Raw genomic sequence first — 20,183 nt, forward strand, 5'->3', positions numbered from 1 at the left:
CACTAAAAGGCCGCTTCTAAGTCGTAAATAATTTCTTCTATCTGATCAGTGGGCAAAACGTGTTTGCTTCGGCGCATATCCAGCACGGTTATAGTTTCAGGATTTACCTGTAACAGTTTGCCGGCCAGCACCACTCTGCTGCGCAACACCACTTGCACTGCTGGTCGATCCAGTAGCTCTAGAATATGTTGTTGCAGCTTGGTTCCGGAAATACGAATCTGGCGTTTGCCCATGTACTTAACTTGGCAAAACTATAGTTTATGCCTCCGTGAAGATACGCGCTTTATCCGAGATTTAGAACAAATCAGGAAAGTTAGCGCTTGAGTAATTGGTCGTATTTTGAGCGGTTGGTCGGGTCGGTTTCGGTGAGCAAGGTGTAGGCTGCCTGCTTATCGGCCGGGGCGGCATTTTTAAACATATTCAGCAGCTCGTCAGACTTGGCCTCGAAGAACGAGCGAACTATAGCGGCACCCGGCTTCTGCTTATTCAGGCGGTTTACTTCCTGCAACACTTCCAGTACTGTTTTGCGTGCTTTTTCCGGATTTTCGGACATCATATCCAATCCCTGGCGATGCATTTTATAAATACCCTCCCTAAAACCAGCAAATTGCGGGTCCTGCAGATTATCGATGATCCAGTAGCGGTTACGGTTACTATCAAAAGCTTTCCAGCCCGGGTAGTTAGTGCCCTGCGATGCTGCCAGGTTTACGACGCTTCTTGCCTTATCAAATGCCTGTCCGCCTCCCATTTTTCCAAAGCTGTCATTATCCATCCCTATTATCAGGTAGGCATAAAAAGCCAGCATCGAGGTAAGGTTAGAACTATAGTTGTTGTCTGAAAACTGCAGCAACTGGGCGTTGTTGTACTCAAAAAGCCAGTCCTTATCTATAAACGTAAAAAGCGTAGATTCATACCCGGTACCATAGGCCGGCCTTACCGAAACTACCTGCACATTCGCTCTGAACATACCGATCTGTGGCATTTCGGTCAGGTTGATCAGCAGGCGACATTTAATGCGTTCTTCTGATCCGTAGGCTTGGTTGCTCCACCGTTGGGTATTCAGTAGTTCCTCTATACGGGTCTGCATTTCAGTAAACAGCTGCTTGTCCGTAGACTGTATCTGATCGCTGTTAACGACTACATCGCATAGCAATTCCTGGGCCTTCGCGCCAAGCGTAGCTATAGTTAGCATTACCAGCAAAAGTAGTTTCTTAGCCATGTAGTCGTTCCCAAACAAGGTTTACAATGTCCTGCGCCACTTCGGTCTTCTGTTTCAACTCAAAAGCAGTTGTTTTATCAGGCTCTATAATGGTAATTTTATTCGTATCGTGCTTAAAACCGGCGCCTTCATCACGCAGCGAGTTTAACACGATCATATCCAGATTTTTTTTCTTTAGCTTTTCGGCAGCGTTGGCACTTTCGTTATCTGTTTCCAGGGCAAAACCAACCGAGAACTGGCCCGGCTTTTTCTGTTTGCCCATAGCTGCTGCTATATCAACGTTCTTAACAAGTTCTATTGTGAGTTCGTTGCCGGCTTTCTTTATTTTTTTATCCGCAACTACTTTCGGCTTATAGTCGGCTACGGCAGCAGCATAAACTATAATATCCGCCGCATCGGCATGTGCCTGTACGGCAGCATACATTTCGTCGGCGGAGGATACAGGTAGTACGTTTATAGTTGGAGTAGTCGTTTTCTGGTTTGTCGGGCCTGAAACCAAAATAACATCGGCTCCTTTCGCGGCAAATTCCTCAGCAATGGCAAAGCCCATTTTGCCTGTCGAATGATTCCCGATAAAACGTACCGGATCTATAGCTTCGTAGGTAGGGCCTGCGGTCAGCAGTACGGTCTTGCCTTTAAACGATCTTTCCTTCACGGGCAAAAAAGTTCTGAAGTACCTCCATTATTTCTTCGGGCTCAGCTAATCTTCCCTGCCCTATCAGTCCGCTTGCCAGTTCGCCGAAACCGGCTTCTATAATATAGTTGCCATAGCCGCGCAGCTTTGTAAAGTTACTTTGCACAGATGGGTGCTGGTACATATCAAGGTCCATGGCCGGGGCAACAAACACCGGGCAACGCGCCGATAAGTAGGTGGCTGTAAGCAGGTTGTCGCAGAAGCCGTTGGCCATTTTGGCAACGGTATTGGCACTTGCCGGGGCTACAACTATAGCATCGGCCCAAAGGCCAAGGTCTACGTGGTTATTCCAGAGGCCGCCTTCATCCCTGACAAATTGGGTGAGCACGGGCCGTTTAGAGAGCGTGGCCAGTGTGAGCGGGGTTATAAACTCAGAAGCAGAAGTGGTCAGGATCACCTGTACTTCTGCTTCTGCTTTTACGAGTTGGCGAACCAGCAGAGCCGCTTTATAAGCAGCTATACTTCCGCAAACTCCCAGTATTATTTTTTTATGCCGGAGCATGAGCCGCTATTACAGCGTTTCTTCTGTCATTTCTTCATCCTCTGGATTACGCAGGTATACTTTACCTTCCAGGAACTCCTCAATAGCAAGGCTGGTTGGCTTTGGCATACGCTCATAGTATTTAGAGATCTCGATCTGCTCACGGTTCTCGAACACTTCTTCCAGGTTATCTACAGTTGTAGCAAACTCAGCAAGCTTAGAGTTCAACTCCTCTTTCAGCTTCACAGATATCTGGTTAGCTCTTTTAGAGATAACTGACACAGACATATATACGTTGCCGGTCTGCTCTGCGAAGTCGGCCATGTTGCGTGTTACGATTGATGATGGAACTGATGCCATATGTATAGTTACTTAAGAATTTGCTTGAGTTGATTTTTCTGTTTTGATTCTTTCGAGTTCAGCCAGCGTGTTGTCGTAGATCTGGTTGGCACTACGCATAAACTCACTTTCAGGATACTGGTCTGCGAAGCTCTGGTAAAAATCTACCACTTCGTAATAACGTTCTTCCTGCTTTGCCGGCACACTTTCCTTCGCGAACTCGTACTGCGACTCGATCTTCATGTAAGCGGCTTCTTCAGCGTAAGGCGAAGACGGATATTCTTTCAGGAAGTTATCAAGTGCTACAACAGCCGCTTTAAAGTACTTTATTTTATAGTATAGTTTCGCGCTGTCGAAAGCTTTCTTGTCAAGTTTGATGCTCAGGTTTTCCAGTATCTGGCTGGCCTCTTCGGTGTACTCACTTTCCGGGTAGCGAATCATAAATTCCTGAACCGACTCCATGGCTATTAAAGTACTTGCCTGGTCCTGCTCAAAATCCGGAGACTGGTTATACGACGACTTTACCTGCATAAACATGGCCTTTTCGGCTTTCGGGCTACGCGGGTAAGTAGTATAAAAGTTACGGAAATACGTTTCGCTAAGCAGGTAATTGCCTAGCTCATAGTTTGCGCTCGCCTGGTAAAAAAGGGCATCTTCGGCCTGCTCGGTACCTGTAAGCAAAGGTGCAACAGCATCCAATAACTCACTGGCGCGGTAGTAATCACCTTTTTCGTAATACTTAACAGCGGCAGTGTACTTTTGCTGTACATCGTTGCTTTTCAACAGCTTCTGATAGTTGCTACAGCTGGCAGCCGTAAGCAACAGGGCTAAAAGCACAACGATATGGGAAAGTCTTCTCTTCATGAACGGGCAAAATTATACAATATCCATATGATTTACAACTATGAATCGGGCTAACCTGAATAAACCTGCGTAAGGCTGCCTATTGTTTTTGCAAACCTCTTCCCTGCCTTGGGTTGGTTTGTCTTTTAGCAGGCATTTCGCGTTTCTTTTGCTGCGCTTTTGTTTGCTTTTTGGTCTTCTTCTGATTACCGGATGCCTTTTTAGGAGCTACAGCTGCCCTTGGTGCAAATATCTGCGGCTTGCTTGGCCGTAGTTCCTGGTACCAGGTAAAACCTTCCAGCTGTTTTTCTGTATCATTCAGCTCGTGTGGCGGTATAAAACTGGCATCCGGATTTACGAGGAACGAGATCCTGTCGAGTTTATTTTCTGCAAACTTTAATACCATGTTACTGCAGATAGCTTTGTTCATGCCGGTAAGCGTGGTATCACCTTCCAAAGCAAAGTAAATGCTTTCCCCGTTTCCGTTCACGTTAACACGTTTCAGGTCGCCGTCGGTAAAAAATGCTACCATGTTGCGCCCTTTCACCTGGTTATAGTTCTTCAGGGTATCTTCGGATGCCATGAACGCGTTGCTGTACATGTACATGCGGTCAATAGTCTTGTTGCGGAGGTAAATATGAATGGTATCTGCAACCAGCTGGTTATTTTCGCTCCAGAGCACCGGCTTCACATTCATGTGCATCACAGAATCGGTGCGGTTAAAACTGAGCGAGTCGCATTTACCCTGCAGGTCCGGCTTAAATATCTTTACATTGTTATAAGCAAACAGCATACTTTTAGTACCCGGCCCCTGTGCTTCTTTCGATATAAGCGAGTCAGCAGACAAGTAAAGGGTATCATTTTTCATGATGGTTTCCATGACAGGACTACCAGAAACTTTTGCCACGCCCCTGTCGCGCCAGTATCGGCCCACCTGCCCACGTATCGTTACATCATCTTTCAAAGACCTGAGCGATACATTTTTGCGGGCTATGCCATATCCTGTATTCTGGTCATAGTATAGTTCGTCGCCACCTAACCTGTACTCAGGGGTAAGAATGTAAGCGTTTTTACCGAAGTTAGAGACCTTGGTAAGCGTGTTATAATTCCCTTGCTCAGCGTACAGGTCTCCGCGTTGACCCTTAATTACAGTTGGTCCCAGGAAGTAAACTATCTTGCTCTGGGTATTGTAGCGCATGTTTTCGGCGGTAATGTTATAGTCTGCGGTGGTAACTTTAACATTCTGCTGAAAGGTAAATTCTTTGGTGTTGGTATTATAAGAACCACGGCGACTTTCCAGTCTATTCTCGGGATCAATTAATATACCTCCTTCGGTGTAGACTGCCGTTTTGGTATTCAGGTTATAGTCCAGGCTTGGCGTGGTGAGGTTCATGCGCGGGTCCTGCATCACCACGTTTCCGGTAATGCGGGCTGTTCGTTTTGTGCCATCGTAAGTGGCATGATCCCCGGTTATAGTTAGGGTATCGCCCTGTGTAATACGCACATTACTAAAGGCTTCCAGCACCTGCGTATTACCGCCATACTGGTACACAGAGTCAGCATACAGGTACGTATCGCGTTGTTTAAAACGTACATTTCCTATCAGTTTATCTACCCGGCGTCCGTTCACCAGAGAACCAACAAGGTTATCAGCCCCGAGCAGCTCAACCTTACCATTTTGCTGCTGCGTTGCAGGCTGCTGGCGGGCAGGTATTTGCTGTTCCCTGATTGGCTGCTGCTTTACCGGCGGTTGTTTTGGTGTACCAGGTGCACGTTTAAGGGGCTGTTGCCCGAAAACTGTCAGCGCCAGGAAGGTAAAGACAATAGAAAACAGTAATTTTGTATACTTCATTAGATCTCAGACAAAGGATCAAAGACATTTTTAATAAAGGAATTTTCTTTTATCCTTCATCCGGTAGTCTTTTGTCCAAACTATACATCAAAATTAGGAAAAATTTACCAGCCGCTGCTTATGCTACAGAAAGTTTCAGATTTTATACAAGCTCATACGCTTTGCCAGCCAGAGAGTAAAATATTAGCAGCTGTAAGCGGCGGAATAGACTCGGTGGTGCTCTGCGAAGTTTTGCATAAACTCAAATATGATTTTGCCATAGCACACTGCAATTTCGGGTTACGTGCCGAAGACACAGAAGCTGACCAGGTATTCGTCAAAAAGCTGGCCAAGAAATACGATGTACCTTTCTTTACCGAAAACTTTAACACCAGAGCTTTTGCGGAACAGGAAAAACTTTCGATACAAATGGCTGCCCGCACCCTGCGCTACCAGTGGTTTGAGCAGGTAAGGCAGCAGGAAGGTTACGACTACATTGCCACTGCCCACCATAGCAACGACACAACCGAAACCATATTGCTGCACCTTACCAAAGGCACCGGCATTGCGGGCCTGCACGGCATTCCACCTAAAAACGGCTACATCATCCGCCCGATGCTCTCGGTTACCAAAGACGATATTTTTGAACTGGTAACAGAACGCAAACTGATCTGGCGCGAGGATGCATCGAACGAAACGACCAAATATCAGCGCAACAAGATCCGCCACGAGGTTATCCCTGTCCTGAAGGAGATAAACCCAAGTCTGGAAGAAACCATGCAGCAGACTGCCGAGCGCGTAAGCCACGCCGAAGCTATAGTTGCTGCTTATATAGACAGGTTAAAACAGGAGAGCGTAAAAGAAGCAGAGAACGCCTGGTATATTTCGCTGGTGCCCCTGCAGAACGCTACCGGAACACCGGTGGTGCTGCACGAACTGCTTCGCCCGTTCAACTATAGTTATAGTGTGGTGCTGGAGTTGGTGGATGCGCTGGATGGTATTTCAGGAAAGCAATTCGATTCGCCTACGCACACTTTGGTAAAAGACCGCGACCAACTGGTTATTACCCCCCGCAACCTGAGCAGTTTCGGAAGTATACTTATTCAGGAAGGCGACACAACTATAGATGCCGGTAATTTTACCTTTAACATTAAGTATGTTGATGCCGCCAACTATAAACTGAATACCAAACCCTTTGTAGCAGCCCTGGATGCCGGGCAACTCAGGTTTCCGCTGAAACTGCGAAGCTGGCAGGAAGGCGACTGGTTTGTACCACTGGGCATGAACGGCAAGAAAAAGATCAGCGATTTCCTGATCGACAAAAAAGTACCGGCCAACCTTAAATCTCAAACCCTAGTATTAGTATCCGACCAGTCGATAGCCTGGATCGTGAACCAGCGCCTGGATAACAGGTTTAAGGTAACAGACAAGACCGAGAAAGTGGTGGAGATAAGTCTGCAGGCAAAGCCTTAGGCTGCGCGAAAAAGAAGATTTTGACGAAAGACAATGGACTGAATTATGTGTAAAAAATCTTTTGTCCTTTGTCGCATAGTCTTTTGTCTTAAAGTCACGCTTTTAATAATAGATTTTTCTAATTTTACGGGAGTTAACCGAATTCTCAAACTAACATAAAGTATATCCGATAATGAAAGTAACTGTAGTTGGAGCTGGTAACGTAGGTGCTACATGCGCTGATGTGCTTGCTTACCGCGAAATCGCGAACGAAGTAGTTTTAGTGGATATTAAAGAAGGTTTTGCTGAGGGCAAAGCGCTTGATATCTGGCAGAAAGCCCCTATCAACCTTTACGACACACGCACTGTTGGCGTAACTAACGATTACAGCAAAACTGCTGGTTCTGATGTTGTAGTTATCACGTCTGGTTTGCCACGTAAGCCAGGCATGACGCGTGATGACCTGATCTCTACAAACGCAGGCATTGTGCAGTCAGTAACTGAAAATATTGTAAAGCACTCTCCGGATGCTATCATCATTGTGGTATCTAACCCACTTGATGTAATGACTTACGCTGCACACATTACGTCTAAGCTGCCACGCACACGCGTAATGGGAATGGCTGGTATCCTGGACACAGCCCGTTACAGAGCATTCCTTGCTGAGGCCCTGAACGTATCTCCAAAAGATATCCAGGCGGTATTAATGGGTGGCCATGGCGATACTATGGTTCCGCTTCCGCGTTACACTACAGTTGGTGGTATCCCGGTAACGGAGCTGATCGGTGAAGAGGAACTGAATGCTATAGTTGAGCGCACTAAGAACGGTGGCGGCGAGCTTGTTAAACTAATGGGAACTTCTGCCTGGTATGCGCCGGGTTCAGCAGCTGCCCAGATGGTTGAAGCTATCGTTCGTGACCAGCGTCGTGTATTCCCGGTTTGCGTGAAGCTTGAAGGTGAGTACGGTATTGATGGCGTATACTTAGGTGTACCAGTTATACTTGGCAAGAACGGTATCGAGAAGATCATCGAACTGCAACTGAACGAAGACGAGAAGCAACTGCTTGAAACCTCTCGCGGACACGTGAAAGAAGTAATGGAAGCGCTTGACAACATCAACGCTGCAAAAGCTTAAGTATAAAATTACTTATTGATAACAAAAACGCCGCTTCTGAAAAGGAGCGGCGTTTTTGTTTATAATCTTTCTTTAGAATGAGAATTACTGTTCGCTTTGCTCTTTCTTTACCCTATCCAGGTATAGTTTTGTAGCCTCCACTCCTTCTTTCAGCGTGATGATGACAACACCATTAGCACCTTCGTTGCCATACAGCTGCGTAGCTTTTGCGCCTTTTAACACCTCCATATTTTCAATCCAGCTTTCCTCTATCTCATTCAGCAACGATGATTTCCCAATTTTAAAAGTGTTATCACCGTCCGTCAGTAAAACCAACGGATTATTCTGGTCATTAGCAAAATAAGGTCCGGCATACTCACCTGTATTTAACCGACTCATTATCTTATTATCTTCAACATTGCCCTGCGCAACAGCATTTCCCGAGATGAGAGCCAGCAGTAAAGTGACACCTGAAAGGATGTATTTCATAGAGGTTTAAGTTTGTTTATGAATTGGATTATAAGGTAGAAAAAATCAGCATATAATCCTACTGTTGACTCGATATCAGGTTGAATGTGTCGGTTTATAGTTGCTGCGGTCTAATTACTCTCTCTTGTGCATAGCGGGGAGTAAACCCACCCCTGCCCCTCCCGAGAGGGGAATTTCTGCTGATGCTTTAGTTTGATTTATAGTTTTATGGTTGTCGTTTGTCATCCCCCTGCCCCCTTCAAAGGGGGACTTTCTGTCCTTTGCCAATTTTCAAACTATAGTGCTATAGTTACAGCCTGTCGAGCGGACAGGTCGCGACCTGTCCCTACAGAAATATGTTGCTGATAAAACTCGAAGCTTACCAGTTCAAACTATAGACAAACTATAACTATGAGAAAGATCGCAGTCTTTGGGTTGAGCGCCTTTGATTTGTTGCGGTGGCGCAGCCAACCCGAGGTAACGAGGGTAGCTTCAAATCAGCAGCGCGATGCCCGAAGACGGGGCCTCCCGGCCGTGAGGGCACCAAAGCCAAAAATGAAACTATGGGTAACTAAAGCTCCCAGGATGAAGAGTGGTTTGAAACTATAGCTTGGTTCAAGGTGGAAAGAATATCAACTATAAGCTGAGATAGATTTCTCACGCTGTTCGAAATGACAAATGGGATAGGACACATAAGACCCCTCGGCTAACGCTCGGGATGACAGTAACGAAACTATAGAATTATAGCTTCTCTACTCCTTCTGGCTTGCCTGAAACAACTTCTGTTTCTCTTCTTTGGAAAGGCTTTCGTAGCCAGAGCTGGAAATTTTATCCAGTATAAGGTCGATCTCTTTCTGGCTTGGTTTGCCGGCTACGGTTGTAGTGCTGCCGTTTGCTTTACCTGTAAAGGTGGTAGTGCGGCGGTGGGTTACTTTTAGTTTCGGTCTTCGTTTGAACAGGCCGGTTATGAAATCGAAGAAGGCATGCATCGGACGCCCCATGTCGTTGCCACGCTGAAGTTGCTTTATAAATAACCAGCCAATTAAAGCGCCTCCCAGGTGGGCAATGTTACCGCCTGCATTATCGCCAACCGCGCCGGAAATAGAAAGTATAACCAGGAACAGCGCAATGTATTTAATACGGACAGGCCCGATCAGGATCAGGTTGAAAGTATAGTTCGGAAGTAACGTAGCAGCAGCTACAACTATAGCCAGCACACTTGCCGAAGCCCCGATCATCACAGAACTGGCAGCGCGATCCTCAAAGTAAGGAATAAAGTTATAGCTCAACATATACAGCACGCCACCGGCAATACCACCGATCACATATAAACTCAGAAGTTTTCTATCACCCAGGTACTCGCGTATCAGTTGCCCGAACCAGTACAGGTTCAGCATGTTAAAGATGATGTGCAGAAAGCCCTGGTGCGTAAAGAAATATGTGATCAGCGTCCAGGGGCGGGTAATAAAGGTGCCCATGTCTGAATGCAGAGCTATGAAGCTCATCAGGTAGTTATATGCACCCGGCCCTACCGTAAATGTGAGCAACAGGCGCATCACGATCAACACAACAAACACGATCACATTGATCAGGATCAGCTGTTTGAGTGTGTTGTTGGGCTGCCGGAAAGCGTCTTTTATATCTTGAAGTATACTCATGTTTTAGATGCTCGGAAAGAGGCTTTAGGTGACACGGGTATTTTCAGTTTTCTTATCAATTCGAAGGAACAAGTAAGGACTATAGTTTGTGTCGCAGGGTATCTATACTTAATACTTGCGGTAATCGTTTCGCTGCCACATTTTAATAAGTATGTACGCAAACAACATTCCGCCAAGGTGCGCAAAATGGGCCACATTATCGCCGGCTACGCGGTTAAACCCGGTGTATAGTTCGTAAGCTCCATACAGTAGTACAAAATACTTCGCCTTTATAGGGAACGGGATAAACAACAGCATCAATTCCAGGTTCGGGAAGAGCATACCAAAGGCCATCAAGATACCAAATACCGCGCCGGAAGCACCCAACATAGGGCTGTTAAAAATAGCATCGTATACTTCTCTTACTGTAGACTTGCTTTGTTCTGTATATTCCGGAATGTCCGGGTTACGCTTCATCATGACGGCAAGCTCGCGACCTGAACCCTCACGATAATGCTCATCCATATAGTTGTTGAACGCAACCGGGCTCGGATTCTCAACATAAGCTATAGTGTTCTCGCGCAATTCGTGCAGCTCATAGGCACGCACACCAGAGTAAAGCACACTTGCACCCAAACCGGTTATCAGGTAAAAAGCCAGGAATCGTTGCGAACCCCAGAAACGCTCCAGCATGGGCCCGAAAATAAATAAACTGAACATATTACTAAACAGGTGGCCCCAGCCACCATGCAGAAACATATGTGTAAGGAACTGAATTGGGTTAAAGTAATCAGACCCGAAGTGGTAAAGCGCAAACTGCCGGGCATCAAAAATATTACCCTGAAGTATAAAGACCACCACATTTATGATCAGGAGATTCCTGACCATAGGAGATATATTGAACATGTTTTATTTCGTTTGAAGTATAAATGCAGCTTACGTAAACAGCCTGAAATCTATACTATAGTTGGTGCTCAGTCCGAAAAAAGCAAGCAACAATTCAACAATTAATTCTTCTGGAAAAGCTCGTGCAACTGGTTCAGTTCCATGATCACAAGTGTTTTCTGTCCGGCTGGCGTATAGTTTGGCACCTGGCAGGCAAATAATTTATCTACCAACGAGTTCATTTCCAGTTCCGACATACGCGTTTGCAGGCGGCTTGCCAGTCGTTTAGCCATCGCGCGCGCCAGGTTTTCCCTTCTGTCTAACTTCAGGGTGGCCATATTGTTTTTGTACTGCTCTACCAGTTCTTCCAGCAATTCCTTTTCATTAGCCGCCTGCACATCGGCAGGTATCGCATTCAGGATGATCGTGTTACCACCAAAATCCTCGAACTGGAATCCCAGTTCCAGGAACTCGGCTTTCAGTTCTTTAACCAGCGCAGCATCGGTTGGCGACAGATCTATAGTTTGCGGAAACAACAATGCCTGCGAGATCACAGCTTTCTTCTGCAGCGACGCCACGTACTTTTCATACAATATCCGCTCCTGGGCTGCATGTTGGTCAATTACCATTATCCCGGATTTTACTTGAACTAACAGGTATTTCTGATGTACCTGCAGCGTTTTGTTGGAAGTGGCCGGACTATCAGCAAAAGCATCATCCAGCAGGCTCGTGCTTGCCGACGACGAAATACGTTCTTCGCCGGTTGGCTGGTTGCGGATTGGTTCGTACAGTTGCTCCCACCCGGCAGAGCTCATTCGTTTCGGAGCTGAAGATGGATTCGAGAAACCCGAGGAATAAGCAGTTGTTGTTCGCTCCTGTTCAAAAGCTTCCTCATTCTGCTGAATACGAATTGGCTGTAAAGGTGCAAAGTTCACGTCTCCTTCAAAATCCAAAGACGGGGCAATGTTGTGCGTGCCCAACGACTTACGAACAGCCGAATGAACTATAGCATACACCGTTTTTTCGTCGTCAAACTTGATCTCGGTTTTGGTCGGGTGTACGTTTATATCGATCTTATCAGGCTCAATATCAATAAAGAGCACGTAGAAAGGGTAACTCTCTTTTGGTAACAACCCTTCAAATGCCGTCATGACAGCATGGTTCAGGTAGCCACTTTTAATAAAGCGGTTGTTAACAAAAAAGAACTGCTCACCGCGTGTTTTGCGGGCAAACTCGGGCTTACCTATGTAGCCACGTACACTCAAAAACGGCGTCTCTTCATCGCAAAGGGCCATTTGCTCTTTATAGTTGCTCCCGAAAATACCGATAATGCGCTGGCTCAGCTTAGCCGATGGCAGGTTAAATACCTCCACATCGTTATGATAAAGCGAAAAAGCAATTTCCGGGTATGCCAGGGCTACACGCTGAAACTCATCCAGTATATGGCGCATTTCTACCGCATTGGTCTTCAGAAAATTACGTCTGGCCGGCACGTTATAGAACAGGTTCTTAACGGCTATACTTGTACCTGATGGCGACACAACCGGCTCCTGGGTAACAACTGCCGACCCTTCTACTAAAAGCCTTGTTCCGGCATCGGCGCCATGTGGCTTGGTTTTCATCTCTACCTGCGCTATCGCACCTATAGATGCCATTGCTTCGCCCCGGAAACCCATTGTCCGGATACGGAACAGGTCTTCGGTACTCTTTATTTTAGACGTGGCATGGCGCTCAAAGCACATACGGGCATCTGTCTCGCTCATGCCTATGCCGTTATCCACTACCTGTATCAGTTGCTTGCCTGCCTCCTTCACGATAAGCTGCACACTGGTCGCCTTTGCATCAATGGCGTTCTCCAGCAATTCCTTTACCACAGAAGCCGGCCTTTGCACCACCTCACCGGCAGCGATCTGGTTTGCTAAGTAGTCTGGCAGTAAATTTATAATATCGGGCATCCGGTATCTGGCTAATTAAATCAAACGATTTGCACTAAATCCGGTATTTCTAAAAAACGGCCGGATTTTTGACTTTTACTAATTTGTGAAAACAGAACTAATTCTGATTAAAATTTATTACTAATTTACAGACCGATTAAGAAAAGGCATTCGGAAACTTATAAGCTACCGATTGCTTTTATCCTTAAATTTGCAATATTAGCATGTACGGATTCGGGGTTGAGGGTCGTTAACGAAGAAAGGCATCGGCTAATATCAAACTTCTGCGCTACCGCAAAGTTAAGCCGCCCACTCGGTTCCTTTTGAGCTTTCGGGTAGCCTTCTGAGATCATTTTAATCTCGCCGGATTAACTACCGTTTCCCGTAACCGCCTTTTGCAAAAATAGGCTTAATTTCGACTTGTTCCAATTATATAATACCTGCATAGGATGTTGAAGAGTTTTAGTTTAGGATTGTTTATACTTATTTTCCTCGGGATGGGCCCTCTGATGTCGTTATCGCCATCAGAAGAGATTGTGGTGGGCGTAAAAGAGCGAAACTGGGTAGACAGCGTCTTCAATTCCATGTCACCTGACCAGCGTATCGGGCAGCTTTTTATGGTTGCCGCCTACTCCAATAAAAAAGAAAAACACTTCCGCGAAATTGATACCCTAGTAGCCCGCTATGGCATTGGCGGCCTTATGTTCATGCAGGGTGGGCCAGAGCGCCAGGCCCGCCTGAATAACCGCTTCCAGGGCGAAGCCAAAGTACCGATGCTGATTGCTATGGATGCCGAATGGGGCCTGAGCATGCGCCTGGACAGTAGCACACACTTTGCCCGCCAGATGACGCTGGGCGCCATGAACGACGAGAAATACGTGTATATGATGGGTCGCGAAATTGCCCTGAAGATGAAGCGCCTAGGTGTGAACGTAAGTTTTTCGCCGGTACTGGATGTAAACGTAAATGCTGCTAACCCGGTAATTGGTAACCGTTCTTTTGGTGAGTCGAAAGAAGAGGTGACCAAACGTGGTATTGCCTACATTAAAGGTTTGCAGGACCACGGCGTAATGGCTGTTGCCAAACACTTCCCGGGCCACGGCGACACTGATACTGACTCGCACCTGGCCCTGCCTGTCATCAAGCACGACATGAAGCGCCTGACCGAGGTAGAACTATATCCTTTTAAGAAATCATTCGAAGCTGGCGTTATGGGCGTAATGGTGGCGCACCTTTATATACCGAAGATCGATAGCACCAAAAACCTTGCAACTACGCTGTCTAAGCCACTTGTAACGGGCCTGCTAAAAGAAAAAATGAAATATAAGGGGCTGGTGTTTACTGATGCCCTGAACATGAAAGGCGTTGCCAATTACTATAAACCAGGCGAAGTAGACCTGAGAGCATTGATGGCTGGTAACGACGTATTGCTTTTCCCGGAAGATGTACCTACTGCTATAGATAAGATAAAAGGCGCTATAGCCGCAGGCCAGATCGACACAACGGAACTATACCAGCGTGTGCGTAAAATATTGCACGCCAAATACTGGGTAGGCCTTAACAACTATAAGCCGGTGCAGCTTGCCAACCTGAAACAGGATATGGCGCGCCCACTGGCAGGTGTGGTACAGGAACAACTATACGAGCAGGCTGTAACCATAGTAGCTAACAAAAATAACCTGATCCCTTTCCGTAACCTCGATACGCTGAGCATAGCTTCGGTGGCTGTGGGTGTGGCTCCGGATAACAAGTTCCAGGAAATACTGGGCAACTATGCGCCTGTATCTAAATTCTCTATATCAGACCGCTTTGCTCCGGACTCAGCCTTTACTAACATTATTCCGCAACTGGAAGGCCATGATGTAGTGCTTGTAAGCATACACAACATGAACAGCACGCCTGCCAAAGATTTCGGAATTGGTTTAGGAACACGCGCTTTTATACAATACCTGCAGGACCGCACCGATAAGAAAGTGATCGTGACGGTGATGGGCAATGCTTATAGTTTAAAATTCTTTGAGAATGCGAACTGGCTGACCGTTGGCTACGAAGATAACCCGGTTTCGCAGTCGCTGATGGCGCAGGCCCTGTTTGGTGCACGTGCTGCAAAAGGCAAGCTTCCGGTTACGGCATCTCCTAAATTTAAATCTGGTACCGGTATAGCTACGACTTCTTTAGGCCGCCTGAAATATGGTGTTCCGGAGAGTGTAGGCATGGATTCTAAAGTATTGGCGCAAATCGACAACATCGCCCTGGAAGCAATTGCTTATGCCGCTACACCCGGTGCACAGGTAATGGTGGTGAAAGATGGAACTGTGGTTTTCAATAAATCTTACGGACACTATACCTACGACAAAGAAAAGCCTGTAACCAGCAACACGGTTTATGACATCGCCTCTATAACAAAAGTAGCAGCCACGTTGCAGGCCGTTATGTTCCTGAAAGACCAGGGCAAGATCGATATGGATGGTAAGATATCCACTTACCTACCTGAGCTGAAAGGCACAAACAAAGAAAACCTTATACTACGTGACATTCTGACGCACCAGGCTGGCTTGCAGGCTACCTTACCGCACTGGCAGAAAACCATGGATAACCGCACCTTAGCACAGGTATATTACGCCAGCTCCCAGACCGATGTGTTCCCTAACGAAGTAACACCAGGTATCTACTCTATCAAATCGATGGAAGATTCGCTCTGGACCTGGACTGTGAACTCGAAGTTGCTGCCAAAGAAAAAGGAGGTAAAAGGTTACGAATATAAGTACAGCGACCTTGGTTTTTATATCATGAAACGAATGGCGGAGCACATGCTTAACCAGCCGATTGATGAATTCCTGGAGCAGAACCTGTATGCGCCGCTGGGCATGAGTACGCTAACTTATAACCCGCTTTTAAAACACTCTCGCGAAGTTATTGCTCCTACCGAGGATGACAATTATTTCCGTAAAACGTTGGTTTGGGGAACAGTACACGACCAGGGAGCTGCTATGCTAGGTGGTGTGGGTGGCCATGCCGGCTTATTCTCTAACGCTAACGACCTGGCCAAGCTAATGCAGATGAACCTGCAGAAAGGTGAATATGGCGGTCATAAGTTCTTCACGACCGATGTGGTAACCGAATTTGCCAAAAAGCAATACAAGAACAGCCGTCGTGGGCTTGGCTGGGACAAACCGGCACCAGATGGCAATGGACCGACATCTAATCTGGCATCACCTGGTACGTATGGGCACACTGGTTTTACGGGCACAGCCGCATGGGTTGATCCGGAAAACAACCTGATCTATATCTTCCTGTCTAACAGGGTTTTCCCGGATGCAGGCAATACCAAACTGGTGAAGTATAACATCAGAACCCGTATACATGATGTGATCTATAAATCAATCATACCGAAAACATAAATATTATCCGTAATTTGGCAGGTGCAGCAACAAAAGTTTGCTGCACTTGTTGTTTACAGCATATTTAAAACAACTATGAAGATCGGCATTGTCTGTTATCCTACCTTTGGCGGTAGTGGCGTAGTAGCTACAGAACTTGGTAAAGCATTGGCACTTAAGGGTCACCAGGTCCATTTTATCACCTATAGCCAGCCTGCCCGCCTCGATTTCTTTAACGAGAACCTATTCTATCACGAAGTATATATTCCATCATATCCTCTGTTCCAGTATCCGCCTTACGAGCTGGCTTTATCCAGTAAAATGGTTGATATCGTTCAGTTCGAAAAGCTGGATCTGTTGCACGTACATTACGCCATTCCGCACGCCTCGGCAGCTTATATGGCCAAACAGATACTCAAAACAAAGGGTATAAATATCCCGGTAATTACTACGCTACACGGTACAGATATTACATTGGTTGGAAAGGATGCTTCTTTTGAGCCGGTGGTAACGTTCAGTATCAACCAGTCTGATGGTGTAACTGCTGTATCGGAAAGCCTGCGCACCGAAACATATGAGTTTTTTCAGATTGAGCGTGACATTGAAGTTATTCCAAACTTTATAAACCTCGAGAAGTTCCGCCGCCAGAAGAAAGAGCATTTCCGCACAGCTATCAGCCCTAACGACGAAAAGCTGTTAGTACATACGTCAAACTTCCGGTCGGTAAAACGCGTGGAAGATGTGATCGAGATCTTCAATAAAGTGCATGAGCATATACCGAGTAAACTTTTGCTGGTAGGTGACGGCCCAGAGCGCCCTAAAATGGAAAAGCTTTGCCGTGACCTGGGCATTTACCACGACGTGCGATTTTTAGGTAAACTGGAAGCCGTTGAAGAAGTATTGTCTATCGCCGACCTATTCCTGATGCCATCTGAAAAGGAAAGTTTTGGTTTGGCAGCGCTCGAAGCCATGGCCTGCGAAGTACCTGTTATCTCGACAGATGCCGGTGGTATTCCGGAACTTAACATGAATGGCGTTACCGGTTTTGTAAGCTCGGTTGGCGACGTGGAAAGTATGGTTAAGAATGCCCTTTATGTGCTGGATGATGAACGCCTGCCAACTTTTAAAGCCAATGCATTAGCCCGGGCCCACGAATTTGATGTGGAAAAGATCGTTCCGCTTTATGAAGCCTTCTATCAGAAAATAATAGCCTCCCAGCTTGCCGAAATAAACGGTTAAACTATAGTTTGATATTAAAAATCCCCGGTGCAGGTGTAAATGATCTGTGCCGGGGATTTTTTTTAGCGTGGTATTTATGCTTTTGCTATGGTTAGGGCTATAGTTTTATAGTTGCTGTTAGTCATCCCCCTGCCCCCTTCGAAAGGGGGACTTTCTGTTGTAGCTATAGTTGACTTTATAGTTCTATAGTTACAGACCAAGAGCGGACAGGTCGCGACCTGTCCCTACGGAACTACAGCCACGATAAAACTCGAAGCTTACCGGTTTGAACTATAGTTTAGCTTTTACTATCGAATTGATCACAGTCTTTGGGTTGAGCGCCTTTGATTTGTTGCGGTGGCGCAGCCAACCCGAGGTAACGAGGGTAGCTTCAAATCAGCAGCGCGATGCCCAAAGACGTGGCCTCCCGGCCGTGAGGGCACCAAAGCTCTTTTGAAAAGATAGGTAACTAAAGCTCCCAGCATTGGAAGTGATTTGAAAGGATAGCTTGGTTCAAGTTAAATGTAAATCAAACTATAGAATCCAGATTTCTCAAGCTGTTTGAAATGACAAATAGTATAGGACACATGATCCCTCAGCTGACGGTCTGGATGACAAAAGAGAAACTATAACATTACCTTAAAATACCTGTGCAATCTCCTGCTTTATGAAATTAATAGCGCGGGCAGTTGGGTCTGTTTCTGTGGCGAGGATAGATTCCAGGATACGTTTTGCCAGATCTGTGCCTTTCGATTTATCCGGCATTTCCTGGTAGGTTCTGTTGATAAGGTTTACTACTTCTTCGCGGGCATGTTTTACTTGCTGCCAACCCTGCTCACTCATATAGATCTGCTGCGACATGTTATGGCTGAATTCGTTACGTATCTCACTCAATAACATTCGGTGGTAATCGGAAGCTGTGTGGCCGGAACCACTTATGCGCAGCAGTAAATTACTTGGCGTTATGCGCTCCAGCAGCAGTACAATACGTTCGTAAGCCTGCAAACGGATAGGTATCACCACTTCGCCGTTCTTTTGTTTTAGTTGTAGCAGGCGCAGTTTATAGTCCCGTTCATTCTGGTTCTTTATTAGCTTGTACATGGCTACAGCTACTATAAGTCCCGGAATCGTAATTTTCAGAATATCTATGATCAGTTCCATAATATCAGGTTTAGAACGCTAAATATCGTAAAAAATTAATTTAATATAGTTGAAATCATTTTGCCTGCCTCGCTGTTAATAGAGTAACGAAGTATAGTGGTACGTATTTATCTTTAGAAATGCGTAACTTTGCTATCTATTAGAAACAAAACAACTATGGCAACAGAAGTAAGAACAGCCCCTATAACTATAACAGACAGAGCTTTAGCAGAAGTTAAAAATATTCTGGCAGAGAAAAATGTACCGGCAGAATACGGACTGCGCATTGGTGTGCAGGGCGGTGGTTGCTCAGGTATGTCGTACCTTCTTGGTTTTGACAAGCCGAAAGAAACTGATGAAGTGTTTCAGTTGGATGGCGTAACGCTTGTAATGGACAAAAAACACGGTATGTATGTAATGGGCATGGAAGTTGATTTCCAGGATGGCCTGAACGCACGTGGTTTTGTGTTTAACAACCCTCAGGCGAAAAGTACCTGCGGTTGCGGAAGCTCATTCTCAGCATAAAAAGACCTTTTTCTTTTTAGATAAACAAAGCCCGGTGATAGCCGGGCTTTGTTGTTTTTATAGTTTACTGCTAATAAGTCTTGGTCATGGTAGCCGGTACTACAAGTATAAAATCGGCTTTGTTCTTGTTCTCGTCGGTCAGCTTTTCTACATCTTCCTGGGTAACGGTGGTTATAGTTACTACTTTCAGGTTTGGCTGTTTTTGTTTCAGATACCACCCTATGCCCTCGTAGTTATCAGAGTGGTAAGAGCCGTTTAGGTGAAGTACTTTGTTACCTTTGGCTAGTTGCTTCAGTATCAGGTGGGCCATAGTGGCATCTTTCAGGGCCTGGGCCTGCACAATATTCTCGGCTTTGGTGTTACCGTGGGTGTTGCTTCCAAACATGCTCAGCATATTTTTATAGCCCGGAAGATTCATATCCACCATTATAGGCAAAGGCGCCATGTATTGTTTTGCTTCCGGTGCCAGGTTATCCAAAGCCTGTAAGCTCCCCGAAGAAACTATAGCAGCGTAGCGGCGTGGCACATTGGTAGCTATAAACGGAACGCTGGCCTCTTTGGCAAAGCGCACTATCGGTCTGTAGTCGGTTTTATAGTTGTTCCATGGCCGCGACTCCTGTTCAAAATTATTTTCTGCTACTTTTCCGCTTAAGTATTCATCCAGCACCAGTTGTACATCAGCTTCAAACATTTCGGCTCCTATTGAAAACTTCTGCTGATGGGCTTCGTGCAGGTCTTTGGCTACCTCCAGTTGCAGCCAGTGCGCTATCGGGTCGTTGTGCTGCTCTCCAAACAGAACCACATCTGCCTTTTGCAGCTCATCCAGCATTTTGCTGTACTTTACCTCTTTGCCAGCTTTCGTGAAAAGTTTGTAGGCAGGTTTGTCCTGGGCCATAGCAGTTATAGTTAGCAGTAAACACAAACAGAATAAGCTTACTCTCTTTTTCATATCTCTATAGTTAAGTAGTGCACCAATCAATTCAAACTACCGGATTATCTATTCAATATACAAAAAGAGCCGGC

General features: G+C 46.0%; 18 protein-coding genes. 5 read left to right on the forward strand and 13 right to left on the reverse strand.

The genetic code is table 11. The features are described 5' to 3' along the window. Positions 1-2: 2 nt before the first annotated feature. The 7 genes from ABS362_RS02575 to ABS362_RS02605 form a co-directional block, all read right to left on the reverse strand. Positions 3-233: a hypothetical protein gene (locus ABS362_RS02575; protein WP_350410717.1), complete on the reverse strand. Its 231-nt coding sequence runs from the start codon at positions 231-233 to the stop codon at positions 3-5. Between the two features lie 80 nt (positions 234-313). Beyond that, entirely contained in the window at positions 314-1,237 is a 924-nt protein-coding gene (gene porD, locus ABS362_RS02580) for a type IX secretion system protein PorD (RefSeq protein WP_350410718.1), read from the reverse strand. Beyond that, complete coding sequence (gene coaBC, locus ABS362_RS02585; RefSeq protein ID WP_350410719.1) at positions 1,212-1,874, reverse strand: bifunctional phosphopantothenoylcysteine decarboxylase/phosphopantothenate--cysteine ligase CoaBC; 663 nt, start codon at positions 1,872-1,874, stop codon at positions 1,212-1,214. The genes porD and coaBC overlap by 26 nt, the downstream gene beginning before the upstream one ends. Then, on the reverse strand, positions 1,855-2,415 hold the full coding sequence (locus tag ABS362_RS02590) for a flavoprotein (protein WP_350410720.1): 561 nt from the start codon (positions 2,413-2,415) through the stop codon (positions 1,855-1,857). Before ABS362_RS02590 ends, coaBC begins: the two co-directional genes overlap by 20 nt. A gap of 9 nt (positions 2,416-2,424) precedes the next feature. Further along, complete coding sequence (locus ABS362_RS02595) at positions 2,425-2,754, reverse strand: DNA-directed RNA polymerase subunit omega (protein WP_350410721.1); 330 nt, start codon at positions 2,752-2,754, stop codon at positions 2,425-2,427. 12 nt (positions 2,755-2,766) lie between these two features. Beyond that, positions 2,767-3,597, reverse strand: coding sequence for an outer membrane protein assembly factor BamD (locus ABS362_RS02600; RefSeq protein ID WP_350410722.1), 831 nt, complete (start codon positions 3,595-3,597; stop codon positions 2,767-2,769). Between the two features lie 79 nt (positions 3,598-3,676). After that, entirely contained in the window at positions 3,677-5,428 is a 1,752-nt protein-coding gene (locus tag ABS362_RS02605) for an OstA-like protein (RefSeq protein ID WP_350410723.1), read from the reverse strand. 120 nt (positions 5,429-5,548) lie between these two features. On the opposite strand from ABS362_RS02605, the gene tilS reads away from it, so the two are divergent. Both tilS and mdh read left to right on the forward strand, forming a co-directional pair. Continuing rightward, entirely contained in the window at positions 5,549-6,880 is a 1,332-nt protein-coding gene (gene tilS / locus ABS362_RS02610; RefSeq protein WP_350410724.1) for a tRNA lysidine(34) synthetase TilS, read from the forward strand. 172 nt (positions 6,881-7,052) lie between these two features. Next, the gene (gene mdh, locus ABS362_RS02615; RefSeq protein ID WP_162427443.1) at positions 7,053-7,994 is read left to right on the forward strand and encodes a malate dehydrogenase; all 942 of its coding nucleotides are present in this window, start codon (positions 7,053-7,055) and stop codon (positions 7,992-7,994) included. A gap of 84 nt (positions 7,995-8,078) precedes the next feature. On the opposite strand, the gene ABS362_RS02620 is transcribed toward mdh, so the two are convergent. From ABS362_RS02620 to mutL, 4 genes are all read right to left on the reverse strand, one after another. Then, positions 8,079-8,462, reverse strand: coding sequence for a hypothetical protein (locus ABS362_RS02620; RefSeq protein ID WP_350410725.1), 384 nt, complete (start codon positions 8,460-8,462; stop codon positions 8,079-8,081). 731 nt (positions 8,463-9,193) lie between these two features. Further along, a complete protein-coding gene (locus ABS362_RS02625; RefSeq protein WP_350410726.1) occupies positions 9,194-10,099 on the reverse strand; it encodes a rhomboid family intramembrane serine protease in 906 nt (301 codons plus the stop codon). A gap of 108 nt (positions 10,100-10,207) precedes the next feature. After that, positions 10,208-10,984 (reverse strand): rhomboid family intramembrane serine protease, encoded by a 777-nt coding sequence (locus ABS362_RS02630; protein ID WP_350410727.1) that lies wholly within the window; start codon positions 10,982-10,984, stop codon positions 10,208-10,210. Positions 10,985-11,085: 101 nt separating this feature from the next. After that, a complete protein-coding gene (mutL, locus tag ABS362_RS02635) occupies positions 11,086-12,918 on the reverse strand; it encodes a DNA mismatch repair endonuclease MutL (protein WP_350410728.1) in 1,833 nt (610 codons plus the stop codon). 428 nt (positions 12,919-13,346) lie between these two features. On the opposite strand from mutL, the gene ABS362_RS02640 reads away from it, so the two are divergent. Together ABS362_RS02640 and bshA are read left to right on the forward strand one after the other, a co-directional pair. Next, positions 13,347-16,298: a serine hydrolase domain-containing protein gene (locus ABS362_RS02640; RefSeq protein ID WP_350410729.1), complete on the forward strand. Its 2,952-nt coding sequence runs from the start codon at positions 13,347-13,349 to the stop codon at positions 16,296-16,298. 75 nt (positions 16,299-16,373) lie between these two features. Further along, positions 16,374-17,516 (forward strand): N-acetyl-alpha-D-glucosaminyl L-malate synthase BshA, encoded by a 1,143-nt coding sequence (bshA, locus tag ABS362_RS02645; RefSeq protein ID WP_350410730.1) that lies wholly within the window; start codon positions 16,374-16,376, stop codon positions 17,514-17,516. A 618-nt stretch (positions 17,517-18,134) separates the two neighbouring features. On the opposite strand, the gene ABS362_RS02650 is transcribed toward bshA, so the two are convergent. Beyond that, positions 18,135-18,656: a DUF7935 family protein gene (locus ABS362_RS02650; protein ID WP_350410731.1), complete on the reverse strand. Its 522-nt coding sequence runs from the start codon at positions 18,654-18,656 to the stop codon at positions 18,135-18,137. Between the two features lie 156 nt (positions 18,657-18,812). Here ABS362_RS02650 and ABS362_RS02655 point away from each other — a divergent pair, with 156 nt between their 5' ends. Then, positions 18,813-19,160, forward strand: a complete 348-nt coding sequence (locus ABS362_RS02655; protein ID WP_350410733.1) for a HesB/IscA family protein — start codon at positions 18,813-18,815, stop codon at positions 19,158-19,160. Between the two features lie 70 nt (positions 19,161-19,230). Here the strand turns inward: ABS362_RS02655 and ABS362_RS02660 are convergent, their stop codons facing one another. After that, on the reverse strand, positions 19,231-20,109 hold the full coding sequence (locus ABS362_RS02660) for a ChaN family lipoprotein (protein WP_350410734.1): 879 nt from the start codon (positions 20,107-20,109) through the stop codon (positions 19,231-19,233). Positions 20,110-20,183 lie beyond the last annotated feature (74 nt).

The sequence above is a fragment of the Pontibacter populi genome, assembly GCF_040278685.1.
Classification (GTDB): Bacteria; Bacteroidota; Bacteroidia; order Cytophagales; family Hymenobacteraceae; genus Pontibacter; species Pontibacter populi.

Coding starts and splice junctions, on each gene's coding strand:
- ABS362_RS02640 (WP_350410729.1), top strand. CDS start 13,347: ATGTTGAAGAGTTTTAGTTTAGGATTGTTTATACTTATTTTCCTCGGG.
- ABS362_RS02600 (WP_350410722.1), bottom strand. CDS start 3,597: ATGAAGAGAAGACTTTCCCATATCGTTGTGCTTTTAGCCCTGTTGCTT.
- ABS362_RS02575 (WP_350410717.1), bottom strand. CDS start 233: ATGGGCAAACGCCAGATTCGTATTTCCGGAACCAAGCTGCAACAACAT.
- ABS362_RS02605 (WP_350410723.1), bottom strand. CDS start 5,428: ATGAAGTATACAAAATTACTGTTTTCTATTGTCTTTACCTTCCTGGCG.
- tilS (WP_350410724.1), top strand. CDS start 5,549: ATGCTACAGAAAGTTTCAGATTTTATACAAGCTCATACGCTTTGCCAG.
- bshA (WP_350410730.1), top strand. CDS start 16,374: ATGAAGATCGGCATTGTCTGTTATCCTACCTTTGGCGGTAGTGGCGTA.
- ABS362_RS02650 (WP_350410731.1), bottom strand. CDS start 18,656: ATGGAACTGATCATAGATATTCTGAAAATTACGATTCCGGGACTTATA.
- mdh (WP_162427443.1), top strand. CDS start 7,053: ATGAAAGTAACTGTAGTTGGAGCTGGTAACGTAGGTGCTACATGCGCT.
- ABS362_RS02655 (WP_350410733.1), top strand. CDS start 18,813: ATGGCAACAGAAGTAAGAACAGCCCCTATAACTATAACAGACAGAGCT.
- ABS362_RS02595 (WP_350410721.1), bottom strand. CDS start 2,754: ATGGCATCAGTTCCATCATCAATCGTAACACGCAACATGGCCGACTTC.
- ABS362_RS02630 (WP_350410727.1), bottom strand. CDS start 10,984: ATGTTCAATATATCTCCTATGGTCAGGAATCTCCTGATCATAAATGTG.
- mutL (WP_350410728.1), bottom strand. CDS start 12,918: ATGCCCGATATTATAAATTTACTGCCAGACTACTTAGCAAACCAGATC.
- ABS362_RS02620 (WP_350410725.1), bottom strand. CDS start 8,462: ATGAAATACATCCTTTCAGGTGTCACTTTACTGCTGGCTCTCATCTCG.
- ABS362_RS02590 (WP_350410720.1), bottom strand. CDS start 2,415: ATGCTCCGGCATAAAAAAATAATACTGGGAGTTTGCGGAAGTATAGCT.
- ABS362_RS02660 (WP_350410734.1), bottom strand. CDS start 20,109: ATGAAAAAGAGAGTAAGCTTATTCTGTTTGTGTTTACTGCTAACTATA.
- ABS362_RS02625 (WP_350410726.1), bottom strand. CDS start 10,099: ATGAGTATACTTCAAGATATAAAAGACGCTTTCCGGCAGCCCAACAAC.